Consider the following 14,024-nt stretch of genomic DNA (forward strand, 5'->3'; position numbering starts at 1 on the left):
CGCTATGTGAAAAGGTCAAAGCCATGTTCTGAATGTAAAGATAAACCAGCACGTCATTGGAGCAAAGAACTATGTGAGGATTGCTTTGGTGAAATGTTGAGGGAGAAAGCTTAACTGGAACGAAGATGCAAAGTAAAGGAGATGAAAAAAATGAAGGTGTTTAAGATGAATGATTTTGACTGGGTATGTGCTGAATCAGAGGAACAGGCCAAACAATGGTATCACCAAGAAACAGGGGTGGACATGAAAGATATTGACGAAGATTTTGAACAGTGGGGAGAAGTTAGTTTGGCTGACAAAATGTATATTCCAATCGATGACCTACCTGAAGAAGAAAAGATGAGTACCCAATTAGATATGAAAAATTTCTATGGTGAATTGTGTGCAGCAAAAACATTTGATTGGGTAATTAAACACGAAAATATAACCAAACCATGCGTCATTTCTTCAACAGAAATATAATGTCGCATTCCGACCAAACAGGAGGTAAGTATTTATGAAAAAGGCAATACAATTATTATGTTCAGGATTTGCGCTATTTGTTTTATTTGCAGCATTAACAGTTGGTTTTACTGAGTTAACACACTTCAACGTAACTTTTGCAGGGTTAACAATATTAACAGCAGTATTTTCAGTCTATATAGCCTATGGAGTCTTGTACAAATAAGGAGGTGTGCAGCTGATGAATGTTGTGCAACCGATTAAAGATAGAGAAGTAATTGAAGAAATAAAGCGCACTTTAAAATCACGCAATGAACGTAATCACTTGCTGTTCTTAATGGGCATCAATACCGGTCTAAGGGTATCAGACATCCTAAAGATTAAAGTCGGTGATGTAGAAGGCTGGTACGTCAATTTGAGAGAGCAAAAGACAAGGAAGTTTAAACGGATCCATTTAAACAGTGAATTGAAAAAAGAGATTGCTGCATTCACCAAAGGTAAACACAATCATGAATATCTGTTTAAGAGTCGCCAAGGTGTTAATAAACCTATTACCAGGGGAATGGCTTATGTCATTCTCCGGGAAGTAGCAGACGAATTTAAAATTGAATGTATTGGTACCCATTCATTACGTAAGACATTTGGCTACTGGTTCTATAAGCGAACAAAGGATATTGCTTCCTTACAGAAGATATTCAACCACACAAGCCAATTAGAGACACTCAGGTACATTGGGATTGAACAAGAGAACATTGATCACATGATGCATAACTTTAAGATTTGATTGAACCAAATTGCGAAGGAGCTAACGTATCTATGTTTATTTTAAAATTTAGTAATCAAGACTGTTGGATTGCACCTTGGGAAGGAGATCCTGGAAGAACTCTTGTTAGGGAAAGTGCTAAAGTATTTAAGTCAGAAGCACTGGCTCAAAAGTTTGCTAACAAGATAATAAAAGAAAATAGTTTCAGGAAATTTTCCTTAGTTGTTGAGCCTAAATAAATGCACAGTTCGACCAAATAAACAACCTTATTCCTATGAGTTATTCAAAAATAGGTGATGTTTAACTCTTTATCAGACAATTAACAGAAACCCTGCTATTACAGGTATTCAGCTTACTCCATGAATTTAACACAATCTAGTCTTTAGAGAACTCAATAGGGTAAATGCAGGTGCAGCATATATTCAGGAGGTGGATATTTATTGTCAATACCAAGGATATTACATTACCCAGGAAGTAAATGGAGTATGGCCAGTTGGATTATCAGTCATATGCCAGACCACAAAACATATTTAGAGCCTTTTTTCGGATCCGGTGCAGTGTTATTTAATAAATCAAAATCACCAATCGAAACTGTAAACGATTTGGATTCAAGTGTAGTTAATTTATTTAAAGTTATTCGCGATAATCCTGAAGAATTAGCATACAAAATAAGATTTACACCACTATCGAGAGAAGAGTACTATCTATCCTATGAAAAACCAACTGGTGAGGATGTAGAGGATGCTCGAAGGTTTTTAGTTAGGTGTTGGCAAGCAATTGGTGGGAAAACAAGTGATAAAACAGGATGGAGAAGCCTAATATCTTCAAACGGGCCCGATACAGCTAAAGATTGGGGAAGGCTTCCAGATAAATTATTAATGGTTACCAATCGACTGAAGCAAATTCAGATTGAAAATCAACCAGCTGGCAAGTTAATTGAAAGATATAAGCGATCTGATGTTTTGATTTATGCTGATCCACCTTACATTTTAGAAACAAGAACAAAACGGCATTATAAACATGAAATGGATATGGATGGACATATTGATTTATTGAAACAGTTAAGTCACCATCCTGGTCCCGTATTATTGTCAGGATACAATCATGATCTGTATAACGATTATCTGAAAGGATGGCATAAAGAGATAATTAATGTTTTAGCTGAAGCAGGCGCTAAAAGACAAGAAGTACTTTGGATAAATCCAACTGCAGCAAAACACGGTTATTTTCAAGAAACGTTATTTAATTAGTGAAGGGGGCAATAAATTGAATCAAGCTACACTTAAACCAAAGAAAATCACATTCAAACATGCTGAATCAGAATGGTATAACTATCATCACACATTGAAAGAGATTGCTAAATTAAGAGAAGGCATCAAGTATCCATTCGATGAAGATCCAGAGGACCCAACAATAGTTAAGGGTGCTAACTCAGTTAGAACTCCTGGTAATCCAACGCAACGAATCGCAACACGGTTAACTACAAGTAAGCAGCTGACTTATCTTACTGAGGTAGCTGAAGCTGTTGAACAGGTTTACAATGCTTTGCCTGATGATTATAAGAAATTAGTGCAGCTGAGGTACTGGTCAAAGAGCAAGGATTTGACTTGGGATAGTTTAGCGTTGGAATTGAACGTAAGTAGAAGGCAAGCTATCTACTGGAGAAAAGAAATTATACAGGCAACTGTGGAGGTGTTGGGATGGAGATGAACAAAAATGCGGAGAAGGTGAAAAGTTTGGGCAATATCAAGATTGTTTTAGAAAGTGATTATGTGAACGGAAGCGAAGATAACTTTGAAATGTTCTTTTATTTTAATAATCAGGACGAAATAAGAATTACCACAATCAATTCAAAAGATAATTCCCAACATGACTTTGCATTAACAAAAGAAGAATATCAGTTTTTAAAAGAACAATTTGATAAACATTTTAATTCATAGTCCGAATACATTGCACTATCTTTGCACTTTTGGGTCGCTAATAGGTGTTATTATGATATTGTGGAAGATTCATATTAAATTCTACCTCCCAACAGTTTACTTTATGTCGAAAGTGAACACTTGGCACTCACATTTGTGGGTGTCTTTTTTGTAGATTAGGCAGGAAGTCACTCTTCTTCTGGTGAATATTGTTTAAATAGGGGAGGTGATGGAATGTCTAAATATGATGATTTAGCAGATAAAATTAAATTTGATCCATTAAAAACAGGTGAAATAAAAAGACCGGATTTTTCAAACATGGTAGACACCGATCAAATGGAAAAAGAAATTCAAGAAACATTGAAAGAGAAAGAGGAATATAAGCAATCAGTGTTGAATACTTTGAAAAATATAGAAAACAACACTGCTGATATTGGGTCATTGATTTCTCTAGTTCAACAGAGTAACGAGAATCAAGAGGAAGTTCTTGATGTTATACAAAGCATTATGGAAATTAGTACTGCAAAGACAATTGAAGAAGCAGATAGTAAGTATAGACATGTAATGGATAAGGCTAACAAATTGAATAGTGACGTAAAAACTATTGATGGTTTGATAACTCATGGAAAAATGTTATGGATTGGAGTAAAAATGTATTTTGAAAATCCACAATAAATATTAAGGACATCTCACTGAGGTGTCTTTTTTAATATCCCTCTTCTTTTGCCGATAGTATTATTAAAAGGAGAGTGAGACAATGAAGCAGATAGACATAAAAACCATACAATTTGAAGATAGAGACATTCTTCATTTTCACACTGGCCATATTCTAGTTATAGAAAGTGGCCTAAAGAAGGGATGGAAAGTAGAACTTCGATTCATTGTGGATGAATCACCATTGGCAAAAAGAGTTGAAGAAACAGAAATGCCTACTATAACTATGACTAGCCTAGAAGATAATTATTTAAAAGGTGTGGTGAATATAAAGGATTTATCAGACCTTCCAGGTGGGAGATTTGCTACTCTCGAGGGTATTGGTAAGCTTGAAGGATATAAAAACTTATATAAGTGATATCTAGACATCTCAAAAAGAGGTGTCTTTTTTTTATACCATCCTATAGGTTATTGCCGTTTCAGTAAGAGATTTGATTCATAAAATATCGTGATGGAGGTGATAAATATGGTCTGCAGACGTAACAATTTCATTCGCGATAGAAGAAGAGCAAGAGATAAAGATCAAGTCAGAGGTGTAGAAAGAGAAAGAGATAAGGATGAAGTCATGGGAAGAGATCGAGACAAAGATCAAGTCAGAGGCAGAGAAAGAAAACGGAGACATTGCTGTTAAAAAATGGACAAGGTGCCTAATATGGCACCTTTTTTATATACAATTTAAAAGGAGCGTGTTGATCATGGCTTGTGCTAAATATGGTTGTTTAAAGTGTAAGTATGAGGAAGTAAAACGCGGTAATCGCGAAGAATATGTAGAAGTTCTTGTGTGTCCGAAGTGTCACGGTGCATTAGTTGATCAATATAGAACAGCTAAGTACATTGGCGGTATTGATTATGTAGCTGGAAAAAATATTAACGCATTGTTGATCATTGAATTAGACAATGAAACTGCAGTTCCAAAAGTATTTTATAAAGGAGAACAAGTAAAGCATTTGCGGGATGTTGATTTTGAGTGGAACACAGAAACTGATGTTGTAATGGGAAAGTTGAATATCGACATTGAAAATGTAGATACATCAGGTGATAAACCAGTCATAAAGCGAACCGGTGTAAGTAAATGTTAGGTTGGTGATTTAATGCAGCAATACCAAACCGATGCACAACGAATGAAGTTCTATAAAAGCAAACCTTGGAGAATGCTGAGGCAATCTATCTTGGAAAGAGATAACTTCGAGTGTCAGGAATGTAAGCGACAAGGAAGGGTATTCACTAAATATCACAAGCCTGGTAAGCATAAGGTGTTTGATGTTGATCACATTAAAGAGCTGGAAGATCATCCGGAGCTGGCAATGGATCCTGATAACTTAGAAACACTTTGCATTAGATGTCATAATCATAAGCATGATAGATACGTCTTCAGGCTATTTAAAAGAAAGGCAACTAAATGGGATAGTGATGAGAGGTGGTAAACAAATGAAACCAAATTTACAAGAGTATTTAAAACAAAATCAAGAAAAAGGAATATTTCATCATGTATTATCTGCAACAGATAATAGCGACAATGTTTTAATTTATATTCATCCTAGTGATGCAGACGGTGAAACATTAGATTTTGAAGTGAAAGAAAATGAGTTAACTCAACTTCATGTTAGCGAAGAAGATGATGTGAGAAAGGTAGTTAATAATATAATTGACGGATTGTCGCTAGAGGAATTGAAAAGATTGGCCAACCGATTTGGTCTTAATTATTAGTAACACCCCCCGGTCAAAAATTTTGACCTTTTTTTCCGATCGGGGAAACGGTGCAGGGGGAGTCGATTTCCTACATTTTTTCAAAATTTCATGTATAGGGGGGTGGGTCCATGTGACGGCCAAACTCAGAACCGATGTAGGTATAGATAAAATAAAGGATTTCTTGATGTCGACGATAGATACTAGCAGTCCAGTTGAAGTAGAAAAAGTTGGTAGGTATTTAAAGCATTTAGAGATGTATCGCAGAATGGAACGAACCATAAAAAAAGAAGGCGTTTCTATTACAGTTGAAAACGGAAGTCAATCATATGTTAAGTCCCATCCTCTATTAGGTGAGATGAAAAAAACAAATGATTCAATTATGAACATAGAGCGTACCTTCAATTTTATTGATGAAAATGATGGTGATAAACCAAATTACACAGCAAATGATCTGATATAAATGAAAATAAATAAGCACGTTAAATTTTATATGAACCAATACGAATCTGGCAAAATCAAAGTCAGTAAGTATGTGGTTCTTTTATTTGGTTACTTAAAAAAATATATCCTAAATCGTGACGATATTTATTTTGATGAAGTGACCCATGAAAGATATATTGCTTTTACTGAAAAGAATTATTTTAAATTAATGCCGTTCCAGAAGTTCATAACCGCATTTGTTTTTCTGTATTACAAAGAAGGCGACTATCCATTCTATGAACAGTTCTTTTGGTACAAAGCACGTGGAGCTGGAAAGAATGGTTTGATTTCATCGTTAACTAATTTCTTTATAAGCGATCTGCATGGGATAAATAACTATAATGTGTCGATTGTGGCCAATAGTGAAGAACAGGCTAAAACATCTTTTAATGAAATATTTAACGTAATTGACCTGAATGGAAAAGGCGGAGTGCTTCAGTCTCTTTTCAAGCACACAAAATCAGAAATCAAAAGTAAGACTAATAGCAGCGTTTTGAAATATCACACGTCGAATGCAAAGACAAAAGATAGTTTACGTGATGGTTGTGTTGTTTATGATGAGGTTCACGAATACGAGGACTCAACTATTGTTGATGTATTTTCTTCTGGACTTGGTAAAGTAAAACATTCTAGGGAGTTTTTCATAACCACAGATGGTTTTGTCCGTGGTGGTTACCTGGACGATTTAAAAGAGCGCGCAATACGCGTTTTGAAAGGCGACTCACTTGAAGATCCTTTATTTGTTTTCATGGCTACACTTGATGATGAAAAAGAAATGGAAGATGAATCAAACTGGCAAAAAGCAAATCCGATGTTTCATGAACCGATGGGTGAGTATGGTAAAGAGTTATTCAGGAAAGTCAGAACACAGTACATTTCCTTGAAAAACTCAAAACCATCAGCAAGAATTCGCTTTATGACCAAACGAATGAACACACCAGCAACAGATTTAACATCATCCGTTGCTACTTGGGAAGAGGTTGAAGCAACAAACAGACCATTCCCGGAATTAGCACATCGGACAGCTGTAGGTGGACTAGACTTTGCAAGCATAAGAGACTTTGCATCGGTGGGGTTGCTTTTTAAGGTTGGTGATGACTATGTGTGGAAGACCCATTCATTTGTAAGACAAGGGTTTTTAGATTCTGTTGAATTAAAACCACCAATAAAAGATTGGGAGTCTGATGGATTTCTAACCATAGTCGATGAACCAGTAATCAACATAAGTCACATTGTTGATTGGTTTGTAGAAATGCGCGAGATTTACGGTGTGAATAGAATCGTTGCAGATACATTCCGACTGGATCTAGTTAAAGCTGCATTAGAAGCAGAAGGTTTCCAGCTAATTTATATACGTAATCCAAAAGCGATACACAGTAAACTGGCTCCAAGGGTTGAAACGATATTTGCAAATCACAATATAATATTTGATGACAACCCGTTAATGCGTTGGTTCACCAACAATGTGTACGTGAAAATCAAGAAAGACGGTAACAAAGAGTATCTCAAGAAAGATGAAGTAAGACGTAAGACAGATGGATTTCAGGCTTTCATTCATGCGTTGTTTGAAGCAGACAATGTACTGGAAGAAGAGGAAGAATTCTATCTTGATGAAATCGCGTTTTAGGAGGTGGTCCACATCTCCCGCGCTGGGTTACGCGTAATAGCATTTAGGGAGGTGATTAAAAATAGGCTTTTTAGACTTTTTCAAACGACACAGTGAGATTGAACAGATGTATGACTATGAATTATTTGAAGATACATCAGATCGTATTTATTATAAGAGACTCGCAATTGCAACGTGCGTCAATATGATTGCCCGTACTATTAGCCAGTCAGAGTTCCGAATAAAGAAAAAAGGCATAGTGCAGTATGACGAATTCTATTATCGGTTAAATGTTAGGCCGAATAAAAACCAATCTGCCAGCCGGTTCTGGGAAACAGTTATTTATAAATTAATTCACGATAACGAATGTTTAATTATCGTTTCGGACAGCGATGATTTATTAATTGCTGATGACTTTGCAAAAACAGAATATGCCTTAATGGAAGATGTGTTTAAAAGTGTAACGATTAAGAATTTTACCTATAGCCGAAGTTTCGTATCAAGTGAAGTTATTTATTTGGAGTACAGCAATGAGGATTTATCACGTTTGATTGACAGCCTTTATACCGATTATGGTGAATTATTTGGAAGGATGCTGGAATTCCAAAAGCACAATAACCAGATCCGTTCTACAGTTGATATGGAAAATGTGAATGCGAAGGACCCGGAAACACAAACAAAACTTCAAAACTTTATCAATAAAATGTATGAAGTCGTTAAGAAAAAAGCCTTTGCTATCGTTCCGCAACAGAAGGGTTTTGTTTATAGCGAACAATCAAGTAGAGCGTCTGGTGCAAGTGTTGAAGAGATTAATAAAATCACAAATGGATTCCTGGATCATGTTGCAAAAGCACTTGGCATTCCTGTTGCTTTGGTTCATGGCGATATGTCTGATGTAGAAAATAGCACACGTAACTACATGACATTCTGTATTGATCCGATTATCAAAGAATTTAGAGATGAATTCACAGGGAAGTTTGTTGCTAAAAAAGATTTCTTGAAAGGCGAACGGGTTAGTATTAGACGGATTTCCTACCGTGACATATTTGATTTAGCAGCAGCTGTTGACAAACTTGTATCATCATCTGTATTTACAGGAAATGAAGTAAGGGAAGAAGCAGGTTATGAACGATCCAATGATGAATTATTGGACAAGCATATCATTACGAAGAACTACACTGAATTAGAAGATTTACTTGAAGGAGGTGATAAATAGTGTCAAAGGAACTAAAAGAGCAAATCATGAACATGATGGGTAAAAAAACCGACGTTCGATTTGAAGCAAATGAAGATAGCCAAGAATACACACTTTATATTTATGGACCTATCGGTGGATTTATCTTTAGCAACAATAGTGCACAGGGCATTAGAAGAAAATTACAAGATGTTGATGCTGAAAAAATTCACGTTCATATTAATTCTCCTGGAGGTTCAGCATTTGATGGTGTTGCTATTGGTAATTTACTTAAAAATCATAAAGCAGAAATCATTGTCCATGTTGACGGTTGGGCCGCAAGTGCTGCATCTGTAATCGCAATGGCAGGGGATAAAATTATTATGCCTGAAAACACCATGATGATGATTCATCGGGCATCCACTATTGAGTGGGGTAATGCTGCTTTATTTGAAAAGACCGCCGCAGACTTGAGGAAAGTTGATAAATCGCTTGCTGCATCATATAAGAAACGTTTTGTTGGTGAACAATCTGAATTAGATCAATTGCTTGATGATGAAACTTTCTTAACTGCAGAAGAAGCCGTTGCATTTGGATTGGCCGATACTGTAGATGATGAGATTGAAATTCAAGAACTTGAAGATCTCGATGATGATGACGACGAAGAGGGTATTTACGAAAATTATAAGGATAAGTTGGTAGCAAAGTATGCACCTAAGAACCCAAAAAATAATAATGAACCGCCAAATCCTGAGCCTACTCCTGCAGCAAAGCAGAATATGAGTAAGCTTTTTTTAAATCTAAAATAAGAGGAGAATGACAATGCCAATTAAATTTAATAACTTTGAAGAAAAGAAATTAGCGTTTGCAAAGGCAACGCAAGAAGGTACTGAGGAAGAGCAATCAGAAGCACTAAATAATATGCTTGAAGCACTTGCTAATGACGTGCAGGGAGATATTTTGAATCAGGTTAATACTCAGTCTGCAGACAACGCAGTTATGCAGGCACGTGGCCAAAATGTTTTAACAAGTGAAGAACATAAATTCTTCAATGCTGTTGTAGAAGAGGGTGGATTCAAAGAGACTGAACAACTGCCAGTAACCACACAAGAGCGTGTATTTGAAGAGCTGAAAAAAGAGCATCCACTGTTGGATAAGTTAGGACTAGAAAACTTGGGTGCTGTAACGGAATTCATTTATTCTGATCCAGAAGGTGCAGCAGTATGGGGACCATTATTCGATGAAATCAAAGGTCAGCTGAATGCAGCATTCCGTAAAGAAACACTTACTCAATTGAAACTAACAGCGTTCATTCCACTAGCGAACGACATGCTGAAACTAGGGCCTGCATGGGTAGAACGTTATGTTCGCACAATGATAAAAGAAGCAATGGCTGTAGGTTTGGAAAAAGGCTTTGTATCAGGTAATGGTAACAACATGCCAATCGGTCTGTTATATGTGAAGCAAAGTGATGGTGCTGTTGTGCCAAAAACATCTGTTAAAACACTTACCTTTGAACCTGGTCGCACACTAATTAATGAAATGCGTGATGTGACTAAGCTTCTTGCCAAAAAGGTAAATGGTGATGGAACTGATGCTGATGAACCTAAAAAAGTTGCAGGGAAAGTAGTTATGGTTACAAATCCATTTAACACTATTGACATCCAAGCAAATGCTACAGTTCAAAATGCAAATGGTGCTTATGTTACTAACCTGCCTTTTAATCCGGATACTGAAGAATCTATCTTTGTCCCAGAAGGTAAAGTTCTCTTTTTCGTAGAAGGGGAGTATATTGCAGCAACAGGTGGTTCAGAACCAATTAAGAGGTTCGACCAAACAATGGCCCTGGATGACGCTACTCTTTATATCGCTAAACAGTTTGCTACTGGTAAGCCTAAAGACAAATACGCAGCACAAGTTTATGACTTGGATATCTTTGGGGTAACAACAACTACGACATCTAGCACCACTACAACTACGACGAGCGCTTAAATGAAAGGGTTGATCTAAATGAATGAGATCACACCAACCATCGTCAATGAATTTAAAAGCAGAATGCATATATCTCACAGTGGAGAGGATGACAATCTAAAAAGATTGTTGTCCTTTTCCGTTTCTGCAATTGTAAGCAGCTGTGGTCAATTCGATATATCCGGAACTACTGAAACTGATAACAGAGCTAAAGAGTTGGTTTTCGAGCGTACCCGTTATGCTTATAACGATGCGGTAGAATACTTTGAAGATAATTTCTTAAGCGAAATTACAAGTCTAGGTATATCCCTGATACCAACCACCACAACAACTACGACTACTACAGAGGCGGTGTGATATGCGTAAGTTTGAATATAAACCACCTCGCGTACATTCAGGCGAGTTAAGAACACCAGTTATATTTTATCAGTATGTACCTATAGAAGGCCCTTATCCTGGTGAAGAAGTAAAACAAGTGCTTTACAGTCCCTGGGCTAAAATTGATGAAGTGTGGTTAAGAGATGTGGAGCTGGCTAAGTCAAACGGAACATTATCTGATGTAACTATCATTATTCGTGATCCACAAGGAGACTATATTCCGACCAACAAACACTATGTTGAAATCGATGCTCCGGAGTACAAAGGAAAACACTTCAACGTTAAACAAGCTCAGCCGGATATGCAAAACAAGGCTTTTATAAACGTTATTGCGGAGCTGACATCATGAGTGTGAAAGTAACTGGACTTGATAGACTCCTAGGTAACTTGGAAAATGAACTCGGTAAAAAGGCAATGCAACGTATAAGTGATGCTGCATTAAATGATGCAGCTGAAGTTTTTCTTGATGAATTAAAAAGGCAGTTCGAACCATGGGCAGACACCCACGCTACCATTGATGAAATGACACTGTCCAATCCTTATTGGGAAGGCGGCGCACGTACTATAAAAGTATATTGGAAGGGTCCAAATGACCGTTATCGCATTATCCATATTAATGAATTTGGAACTGTTAAAAATCCAAACCCGGCTGGTAAAGGTGCCATTGTGCGCGCAATGCGAAATGCTGAAAAGCCATATCATAACGCAATCCGAAATGCGGTAGAGAGGGGGCTATGATGTTAGATGTTATTTATGAAGCGTTTATTGCTGATAGTTTAATAAGCAGTAAAGTAGGCGGTCGTATCAAGTTTTACGAGTACCCTGAAACGGCAGACATGACAAAAACGCACATCGTCATAGACCCACTTGATACACCGAAGCCAAGTGATTTTGCAGACAATAAATGGCTTATGGAAGATTTCATGTTCCAAATTGAAGTGTGGTCTAAAAATAAGACAGACCGTGACATGATTGCGAAACGAATTCAATATATCATGTGGGATTTGAATTTTGGTAATGATGGTAGCGGCGTAGATGAATACGATTCAGATTTAAGTATATACCGTGATGCTAGAAGGTATCGCGGAAAATCTTATGTAATTTAGGAGGAAAAAAAGTGGATGAAAATAAATCTCTGAAACTAGACCTACAGTTTTTTGCAGGAGAAGAAAAAAATTATAAAGCGTCAACAGGTGTCGATGAGTTTTATCATGGTGTGTTAGATGAAACAACCGAAGCTATAATTGCCGGTGCCTTGGAGCGAGTTGAATTTGCACAAACAATTACAGTGGAATTGCCCCAGGAAGCTGTCCGAGCTTATGGTGATAATAAGACAGCTGAAATTGCTGTTGCAAATGGAAATGTTTCTGTAACGGGAGCATTTCATAAACTTCCGGTTGAAGTGCGCCAAACATTACTTGGACTAGAAACAGTGGAAGGTTTGTCTTCTTATGGTGCTGGAGATAACCCACCATACGTGGCATGCGTTTTCGCAAAGACACATGAAGATGGATCCAAAGAATGGGTTGGCTTAACAAAAGGTATATTCATGCGACCTACAATAAATGCGCAAACAAAACAGGACACCACAACGTTTAGTCCTGATGAAATTTCAGGTCAATTTATGGAACGTGAAGTAGCTGGTTTCACAAAAGAAAAAACAGTTATCTTTGGCTATGATGAAGCAGGTTCTACAGCTAATCGAGATGCTTTGTTCCAAAAGGTATTTGGTGTAGCTTATCCTGGATCTACAACAACAACTACATCATCTAGTACCACAACAACTACGACGAGCGCTTAAATGAAGTATATTCTTTGCCAACCGGCTATAAAACGTTTTGAGTGGGAACTGGAAATATGTATAACCAGATTACAAAAGTTAGGCATTAAGGATATCGTTCTGTTGTTTACGCAGCAGGACGATAAAGTGCCTAAGTACTTGCAGGAAAATTACGATGTGGAAACTCATGTTTACATCGATAATAGAACGGATAAAATCTATATCCCTTCTGTAAAACCTTATCTTTGGATGAAGTATTTAGAGGAAGATCAATCCAGAGAAAACGATACTTATTTCTATTTGGACAGCGATGTACTGCTAAGAGAGATTCCTGGTGTGAAACCTACAGAAAACAAATGGTATGCCTCGGCGTGTGAAAGTTATTTGAGCGTTGATTATATCGACAGTAAAGGCTCTGATTTATTAGAGCGTATGTGTGATGCAATCGGAATAAATGATTCACTTATTCGCGAGGAAAATCCAATTGGCGGAGCACAATGGGTTATCAAAAATCCGTCTTATGATTATTGGAAGAAGGTATATGAGGATTCCGTAAAGCTTTATAAATATCTAAATTCTGTGGAGGGTGAATATGTCCAGAAAAATGATACAAATTATACACCTATTCAAAAATGGACTGCAGAGATGTGGGCTCAATTGTGGAATGTATATCATTTCGGGAAGACAGTTAAGACCTCCACCGAATTAGATTTTTGCTGGCCGACAGATCCAGTTGATAAATATCATGAAATGAAAATATATCACAATGCTGGTGTCGTGGATGATAATCAGAATCTATTCTTCAAAGGTAAATACGTAAGCAAAACACCATTCAGAGATTCATTCGAACATATAGACAAAAGCAAGGCATCAATTGAATACGTGAAGGCAATCAAGGAGGTGTTGCAATTGGCGAAATTTGAAGTGATTGCTGGGTTCCGTGACAAAGAAACGGATAAAGAATATTTTGTTGGCGATAAGTTTCCGAAACCGGCAAATAAGAAAGTTAAGAAAGAACGAATCGATGAGTTAATGTCTTCTGATAACAATGCCGGAACACCGTTAATCAAGGAGCAGGAATAATTCCTGCTCTTTTTTATTTATATGAA

The 14,024-nt window shown here is 36.9% G+C and carries 24 protein-coding genes; all 24 read left to right on the forward strand.

The window, feature by feature from the left end; all coding sequences use genetic code 11:
• Window positions 1-150: 150 nt before the first annotated feature.
• Window positions 151-462 (forward strand): hypothetical protein, encoded by a 312-nt coding sequence (locus tag BMY13_RS08695; protein ID WP_092503951.1) that lies wholly within the window; start codon window positions 151-153, stop codon window positions 460-462.
• A gap of 34 nt (window positions 463-496) precedes the next feature.
• On the forward strand, window positions 497-667 hold the full coding sequence (locus BMY13_RS19460) for a hypothetical protein (RefSeq protein ID WP_175476750.1): 171 nt from the start codon (window positions 497-499) through the stop codon (window positions 665-667).
• A 15-nt stretch (window positions 668-682) separates the two neighbouring features.
• Window positions 683-1,225 (forward strand): site-specific integrase, encoded by a 543-nt coding sequence (locus BMY13_RS08700; protein WP_092503953.1) that lies wholly within the window; start codon window positions 683-685, stop codon window positions 1,223-1,225.
• A gap of 32 nt (window positions 1,226-1,257) precedes the next feature.
• Complete coding sequence (locus BMY13_RS08705; RefSeq protein WP_092503955.1) at window positions 1,258-1,443, forward strand: hypothetical protein; 186 nt, start codon at window positions 1,258-1,260, stop codon at window positions 1,441-1,443.
• A gap of 201 nt (window positions 1,444-1,644) precedes the next feature.
• Window positions 1,645-2,454 (forward strand): DNA adenine methylase, encoded by an 810-nt coding sequence (locus BMY13_RS08710; RefSeq protein WP_092503957.1) that lies wholly within the window; start codon window positions 1,645-1,647, stop codon window positions 2,452-2,454.
• Window positions 2,455-2,470: 16 nt separating this feature from the next.
• Window positions 2,471-2,914 (forward strand): transcriptional regulator, encoded by a 444-nt coding sequence (locus BMY13_RS08715; RefSeq protein ID WP_092503959.1) that lies wholly within the window; start codon window positions 2,471-2,473, stop codon window positions 2,912-2,914.
• A complete protein-coding gene (locus BMY13_RS08720) occupies window positions 2,905-3,144 on the forward strand; it encodes a hypothetical protein (RefSeq protein WP_092503961.1) in 240 nt (79 codons plus the stop codon). Before BMY13_RS08715 ends, BMY13_RS08720 begins: the two co-directional genes overlap by 10 nt.
• A gap of 213 nt (window positions 3,145-3,357) precedes the next feature.
• On the forward strand, window positions 3,358-3,798 hold the full coding sequence (locus BMY13_RS08725) for a hypothetical protein (RefSeq protein ID WP_092503963.1): 441 nt from the start codon (window positions 3,358-3,360) through the stop codon (window positions 3,796-3,798).
• An 82-nt stretch (window positions 3,799-3,880) separates the two neighbouring features.
• A complete protein-coding gene (locus BMY13_RS08730) occupies window positions 3,881-4,195 on the forward strand; it encodes a hypothetical protein (RefSeq protein WP_092503965.1) in 315 nt (104 codons plus the stop codon).
• A gap of 108 nt (window positions 4,196-4,303) precedes the next feature.
• The gene (locus tag BMY13_RS19465) at window positions 4,304-4,468 is read left to right on the forward strand and encodes a hypothetical protein (protein ID WP_175476751.1); all 165 of its coding nucleotides are present in this window, start codon (window positions 4,304-4,306) and stop codon (window positions 4,466-4,468) included.
• A gap of 64 nt (window positions 4,469-4,532) precedes the next feature.
• Window positions 4,533-4,916: a hypothetical protein gene (locus BMY13_RS08735; protein WP_092503967.1), complete on the forward strand. Its 384-nt coding sequence runs from the start codon at window positions 4,533-4,535 to the stop codon at window positions 4,914-4,916.
• Window positions 4,917-4,928: 12 nt separating this feature from the next.
• Window positions 4,929-5,261 (forward strand): HNH endonuclease, encoded by a 333-nt coding sequence (locus BMY13_RS08740; RefSeq protein WP_092503969.1) that lies wholly within the window; start codon window positions 4,929-4,931, stop codon window positions 5,259-5,261.
• 4 nt (window positions 5,262-5,265) lie between these two features.
• Window positions 5,266-5,544, forward strand: a complete 279-nt coding sequence (locus tag BMY13_RS08745) for a hypothetical protein (RefSeq protein ID WP_092503971.1) — start codon at window positions 5,266-5,268, stop codon at window positions 5,542-5,544.
• Window positions 5,545-5,656: 112 nt separating this feature from the next.
• A complete protein-coding gene (locus BMY13_RS08750) occupies window positions 5,657-5,986 on the forward strand; it encodes a P27 family phage terminase small subunit (RefSeq protein WP_092503973.1) in 330 nt (109 codons plus the stop codon).
• On the forward strand, window positions 5,987-7,633 hold the full coding sequence (locus BMY13_RS08755) for a terminase TerL endonuclease subunit (RefSeq protein WP_092503975.1): 1,647 nt from the start codon (window positions 5,987-5,989) through the stop codon (window positions 7,631-7,633).
• Window positions 7,634-7,739: 106 nt separating this feature from the next.
• The gene (locus BMY13_RS08760) at window positions 7,740-8,828 is read left to right on the forward strand and encodes a phage portal protein (RefSeq protein ID WP_092503977.1); all 1,089 of its coding nucleotides are present in this window, start codon (window positions 7,740-7,742) and stop codon (window positions 8,826-8,828) included.
• A 26-nt stretch (window positions 8,829-8,854) separates the two neighbouring features.
• Window positions 8,855-9,595 (forward strand): head maturation protease, ClpP-related, encoded by a 741-nt coding sequence (locus BMY13_RS08765; RefSeq protein WP_092504201.1) that lies wholly within the window; start codon window positions 8,855-8,857, stop codon window positions 9,593-9,595.
• A 13-nt stretch (window positions 9,596-9,608) separates the two neighbouring features.
• On the forward strand, window positions 9,609-10,778 hold the full coding sequence (locus tag BMY13_RS08770; protein WP_092503979.1) for a phage major capsid protein: 1,170 nt from the start codon (window positions 9,609-9,611) through the stop codon (window positions 10,776-10,778).
• Window positions 10,779-10,796: 18 nt separating this feature from the next.
• Window positions 10,797-11,114 (forward strand): hypothetical protein, encoded by a 318-nt coding sequence (locus tag BMY13_RS08775; RefSeq protein WP_092503981.1) that lies wholly within the window; start codon window positions 10,797-10,799, stop codon window positions 11,112-11,114.
• Window position 11,115: 1 nt separating this feature from the next.
• Window positions 11,116-11,484: a head-tail adaptor protein gene (locus tag BMY13_RS08780; RefSeq protein ID WP_092503983.1), complete on the forward strand. Its 369-nt coding sequence runs from the start codon at window positions 11,116-11,118 to the stop codon at window positions 11,482-11,484.
• Complete coding sequence (locus BMY13_RS08785; RefSeq protein WP_092503985.1) at window positions 11,481-11,873, forward strand: HK97-gp10 family putative phage morphogenesis protein; 393 nt, start codon at window positions 11,481-11,483, stop codon at window positions 11,871-11,873. The genes BMY13_RS08780 and BMY13_RS08785 overlap by 4 nt, the downstream gene beginning before the upstream one ends.
• Complete coding sequence (locus BMY13_RS08790) at window positions 11,873-12,241, forward strand: hypothetical protein (RefSeq protein WP_092503987.1); 369 nt, start codon at window positions 11,873-11,875, stop codon at window positions 12,239-12,241. Before BMY13_RS08785 ends, BMY13_RS08790 begins: the two co-directional genes overlap by 1 nt.
• Before the next feature lie 11 nt (window positions 12,242-12,252).
• Window positions 12,253-12,936 (forward strand): major tail protein, encoded by a 684-nt coding sequence (locus BMY13_RS08795; protein WP_245736065.1) that lies wholly within the window; start codon window positions 12,253-12,255, stop codon window positions 12,934-12,936.
• Window positions 12,937-13,998 (forward strand): hypothetical protein, encoded by a 1,062-nt coding sequence (locus BMY13_RS19710; protein ID WP_092503989.1) that lies wholly within the window; start codon window positions 12,937-12,939, stop codon window positions 13,996-13,998.
• The last annotated feature ends 26 nt before the right edge of the window (window positions 13,999-14,024 follow it).

It is taken from the genome of Virgibacillus subterraneus (assembly GCF_900110695.1).
Lineage (GTDB): Bacteria > Bacillota > Bacilli > Bacillales > Amphibacillaceae > Lentibacillus > Lentibacillus subterraneus.

Excerpts from the sequence above, each read along its gene's own strand:
- BMY13_RS08695 (WP_092503951.1), top strand. The coding sequence starts at position 151 with ATGAAGGTGTTTAAGATGAATGATTTTGACTGGGTATGTGCTGAATCA.
- BMY13_RS19460 (WP_175476750.1), top strand. The coding sequence starts at position 497 with ATGAAAAAGGCAATACAATTATTATGTTCAGGATTTGCGCTATTTGTT.
- BMY13_RS08700 (WP_092503953.1), top strand. The coding sequence starts at position 683 with ATGAATGTTGTGCAACCGATTAAAGATAGAGAAGTAATTGAAGAAATA.
- BMY13_RS08705 (WP_092503955.1), top strand. The coding sequence starts at position 1,258 with ATGTTTATTTTAAAATTTAGTAATCAAGACTGTTGGATTGCACCTTGG.
- BMY13_RS08720 (WP_092503961.1), top strand. The coding sequence starts at position 2,905 with ATGGAGATGAACAAAAATGCGGAGAAGGTGAAAAGTTTGGGCAATATC.
- BMY13_RS08725 (WP_092503963.1), top strand. The coding sequence starts at position 3,358 with ATGTCTAAATATGATGATTTAGCAGATAAAATTAAATTTGATCCATTA.
- BMY13_RS08730 (WP_092503965.1), top strand. The coding sequence starts at position 3,881 with ATGAAGCAGATAGACATAAAAACCATACAATTTGAAGATAGAGACATT.
- BMY13_RS19465 (WP_175476751.1), top strand. The coding sequence starts at position 4,304 with ATGGTCTGCAGACGTAACAATTTCATTCGCGATAGAAGAAGAGCAAGA.
- BMY13_RS08735 (WP_092503967.1), top strand. The coding sequence starts at position 4,533 with ATGGCTTGTGCTAAATATGGTTGTTTAAAGTGTAAGTATGAGGAAGTA.
- BMY13_RS08740 (WP_092503969.1), top strand. The coding sequence starts at position 4,929 with ATGCAGCAATACCAAACCGATGCACAACGAATGAAGTTCTATAAAAGC.
- BMY13_RS08745 (WP_092503971.1), top strand. The coding sequence starts at position 5,266 with ATGAAACCAAATTTACAAGAGTATTTAAAACAAAATCAAGAAAAAGGA.
- BMY13_RS08755 (WP_092503975.1), top strand. The coding sequence starts at position 5,987 with ATGAAAATAAATAAGCACGTTAAATTTTATATGAACCAATACGAATCT.
- BMY13_RS08760 (WP_092503977.1), top strand. The coding sequence starts at position 7,740 with ATGTATGACTATGAATTATTTGAAGATACATCAGATCGTATTTATTAT.
- BMY13_RS08765 (WP_092504201.1), top strand. The coding sequence starts at position 8,855 with ATGAACATGATGGGTAAAAAAACCGACGTTCGATTTGAAGCAAATGAA.
- BMY13_RS08770 (WP_092503979.1), top strand. The coding sequence starts at position 9,609 with ATGCCAATTAAATTTAATAACTTTGAAGAAAAGAAATTAGCGTTTGCA.
- BMY13_RS08775 (WP_092503981.1), top strand. The coding sequence starts at position 10,797 with ATGAATGAGATCACACCAACCATCGTCAATGAATTTAAAAGCAGAATG.
- BMY13_RS08780 (WP_092503983.1), top strand. The coding sequence starts at position 11,116 with ATGCGTAAGTTTGAATATAAACCACCTCGCGTACATTCAGGCGAGTTA.
- BMY13_RS08785 (WP_092503985.1), top strand. The coding sequence starts at position 11,481 with ATGAGTGTGAAAGTAACTGGACTTGATAGACTCCTAGGTAACTTGGAA.
- BMY13_RS08790 (WP_092503987.1), top strand. The coding sequence starts at position 11,873 with ATGTTAGATGTTATTTATGAAGCGTTTATTGCTGATAGTTTAATAAGC.
- BMY13_RS19710 (WP_092503989.1), top strand. The coding sequence starts at position 12,937 with ATGAAGTATATTCTTTGCCAACCGGCTATAAAACGTTTTGAGTGGGAA.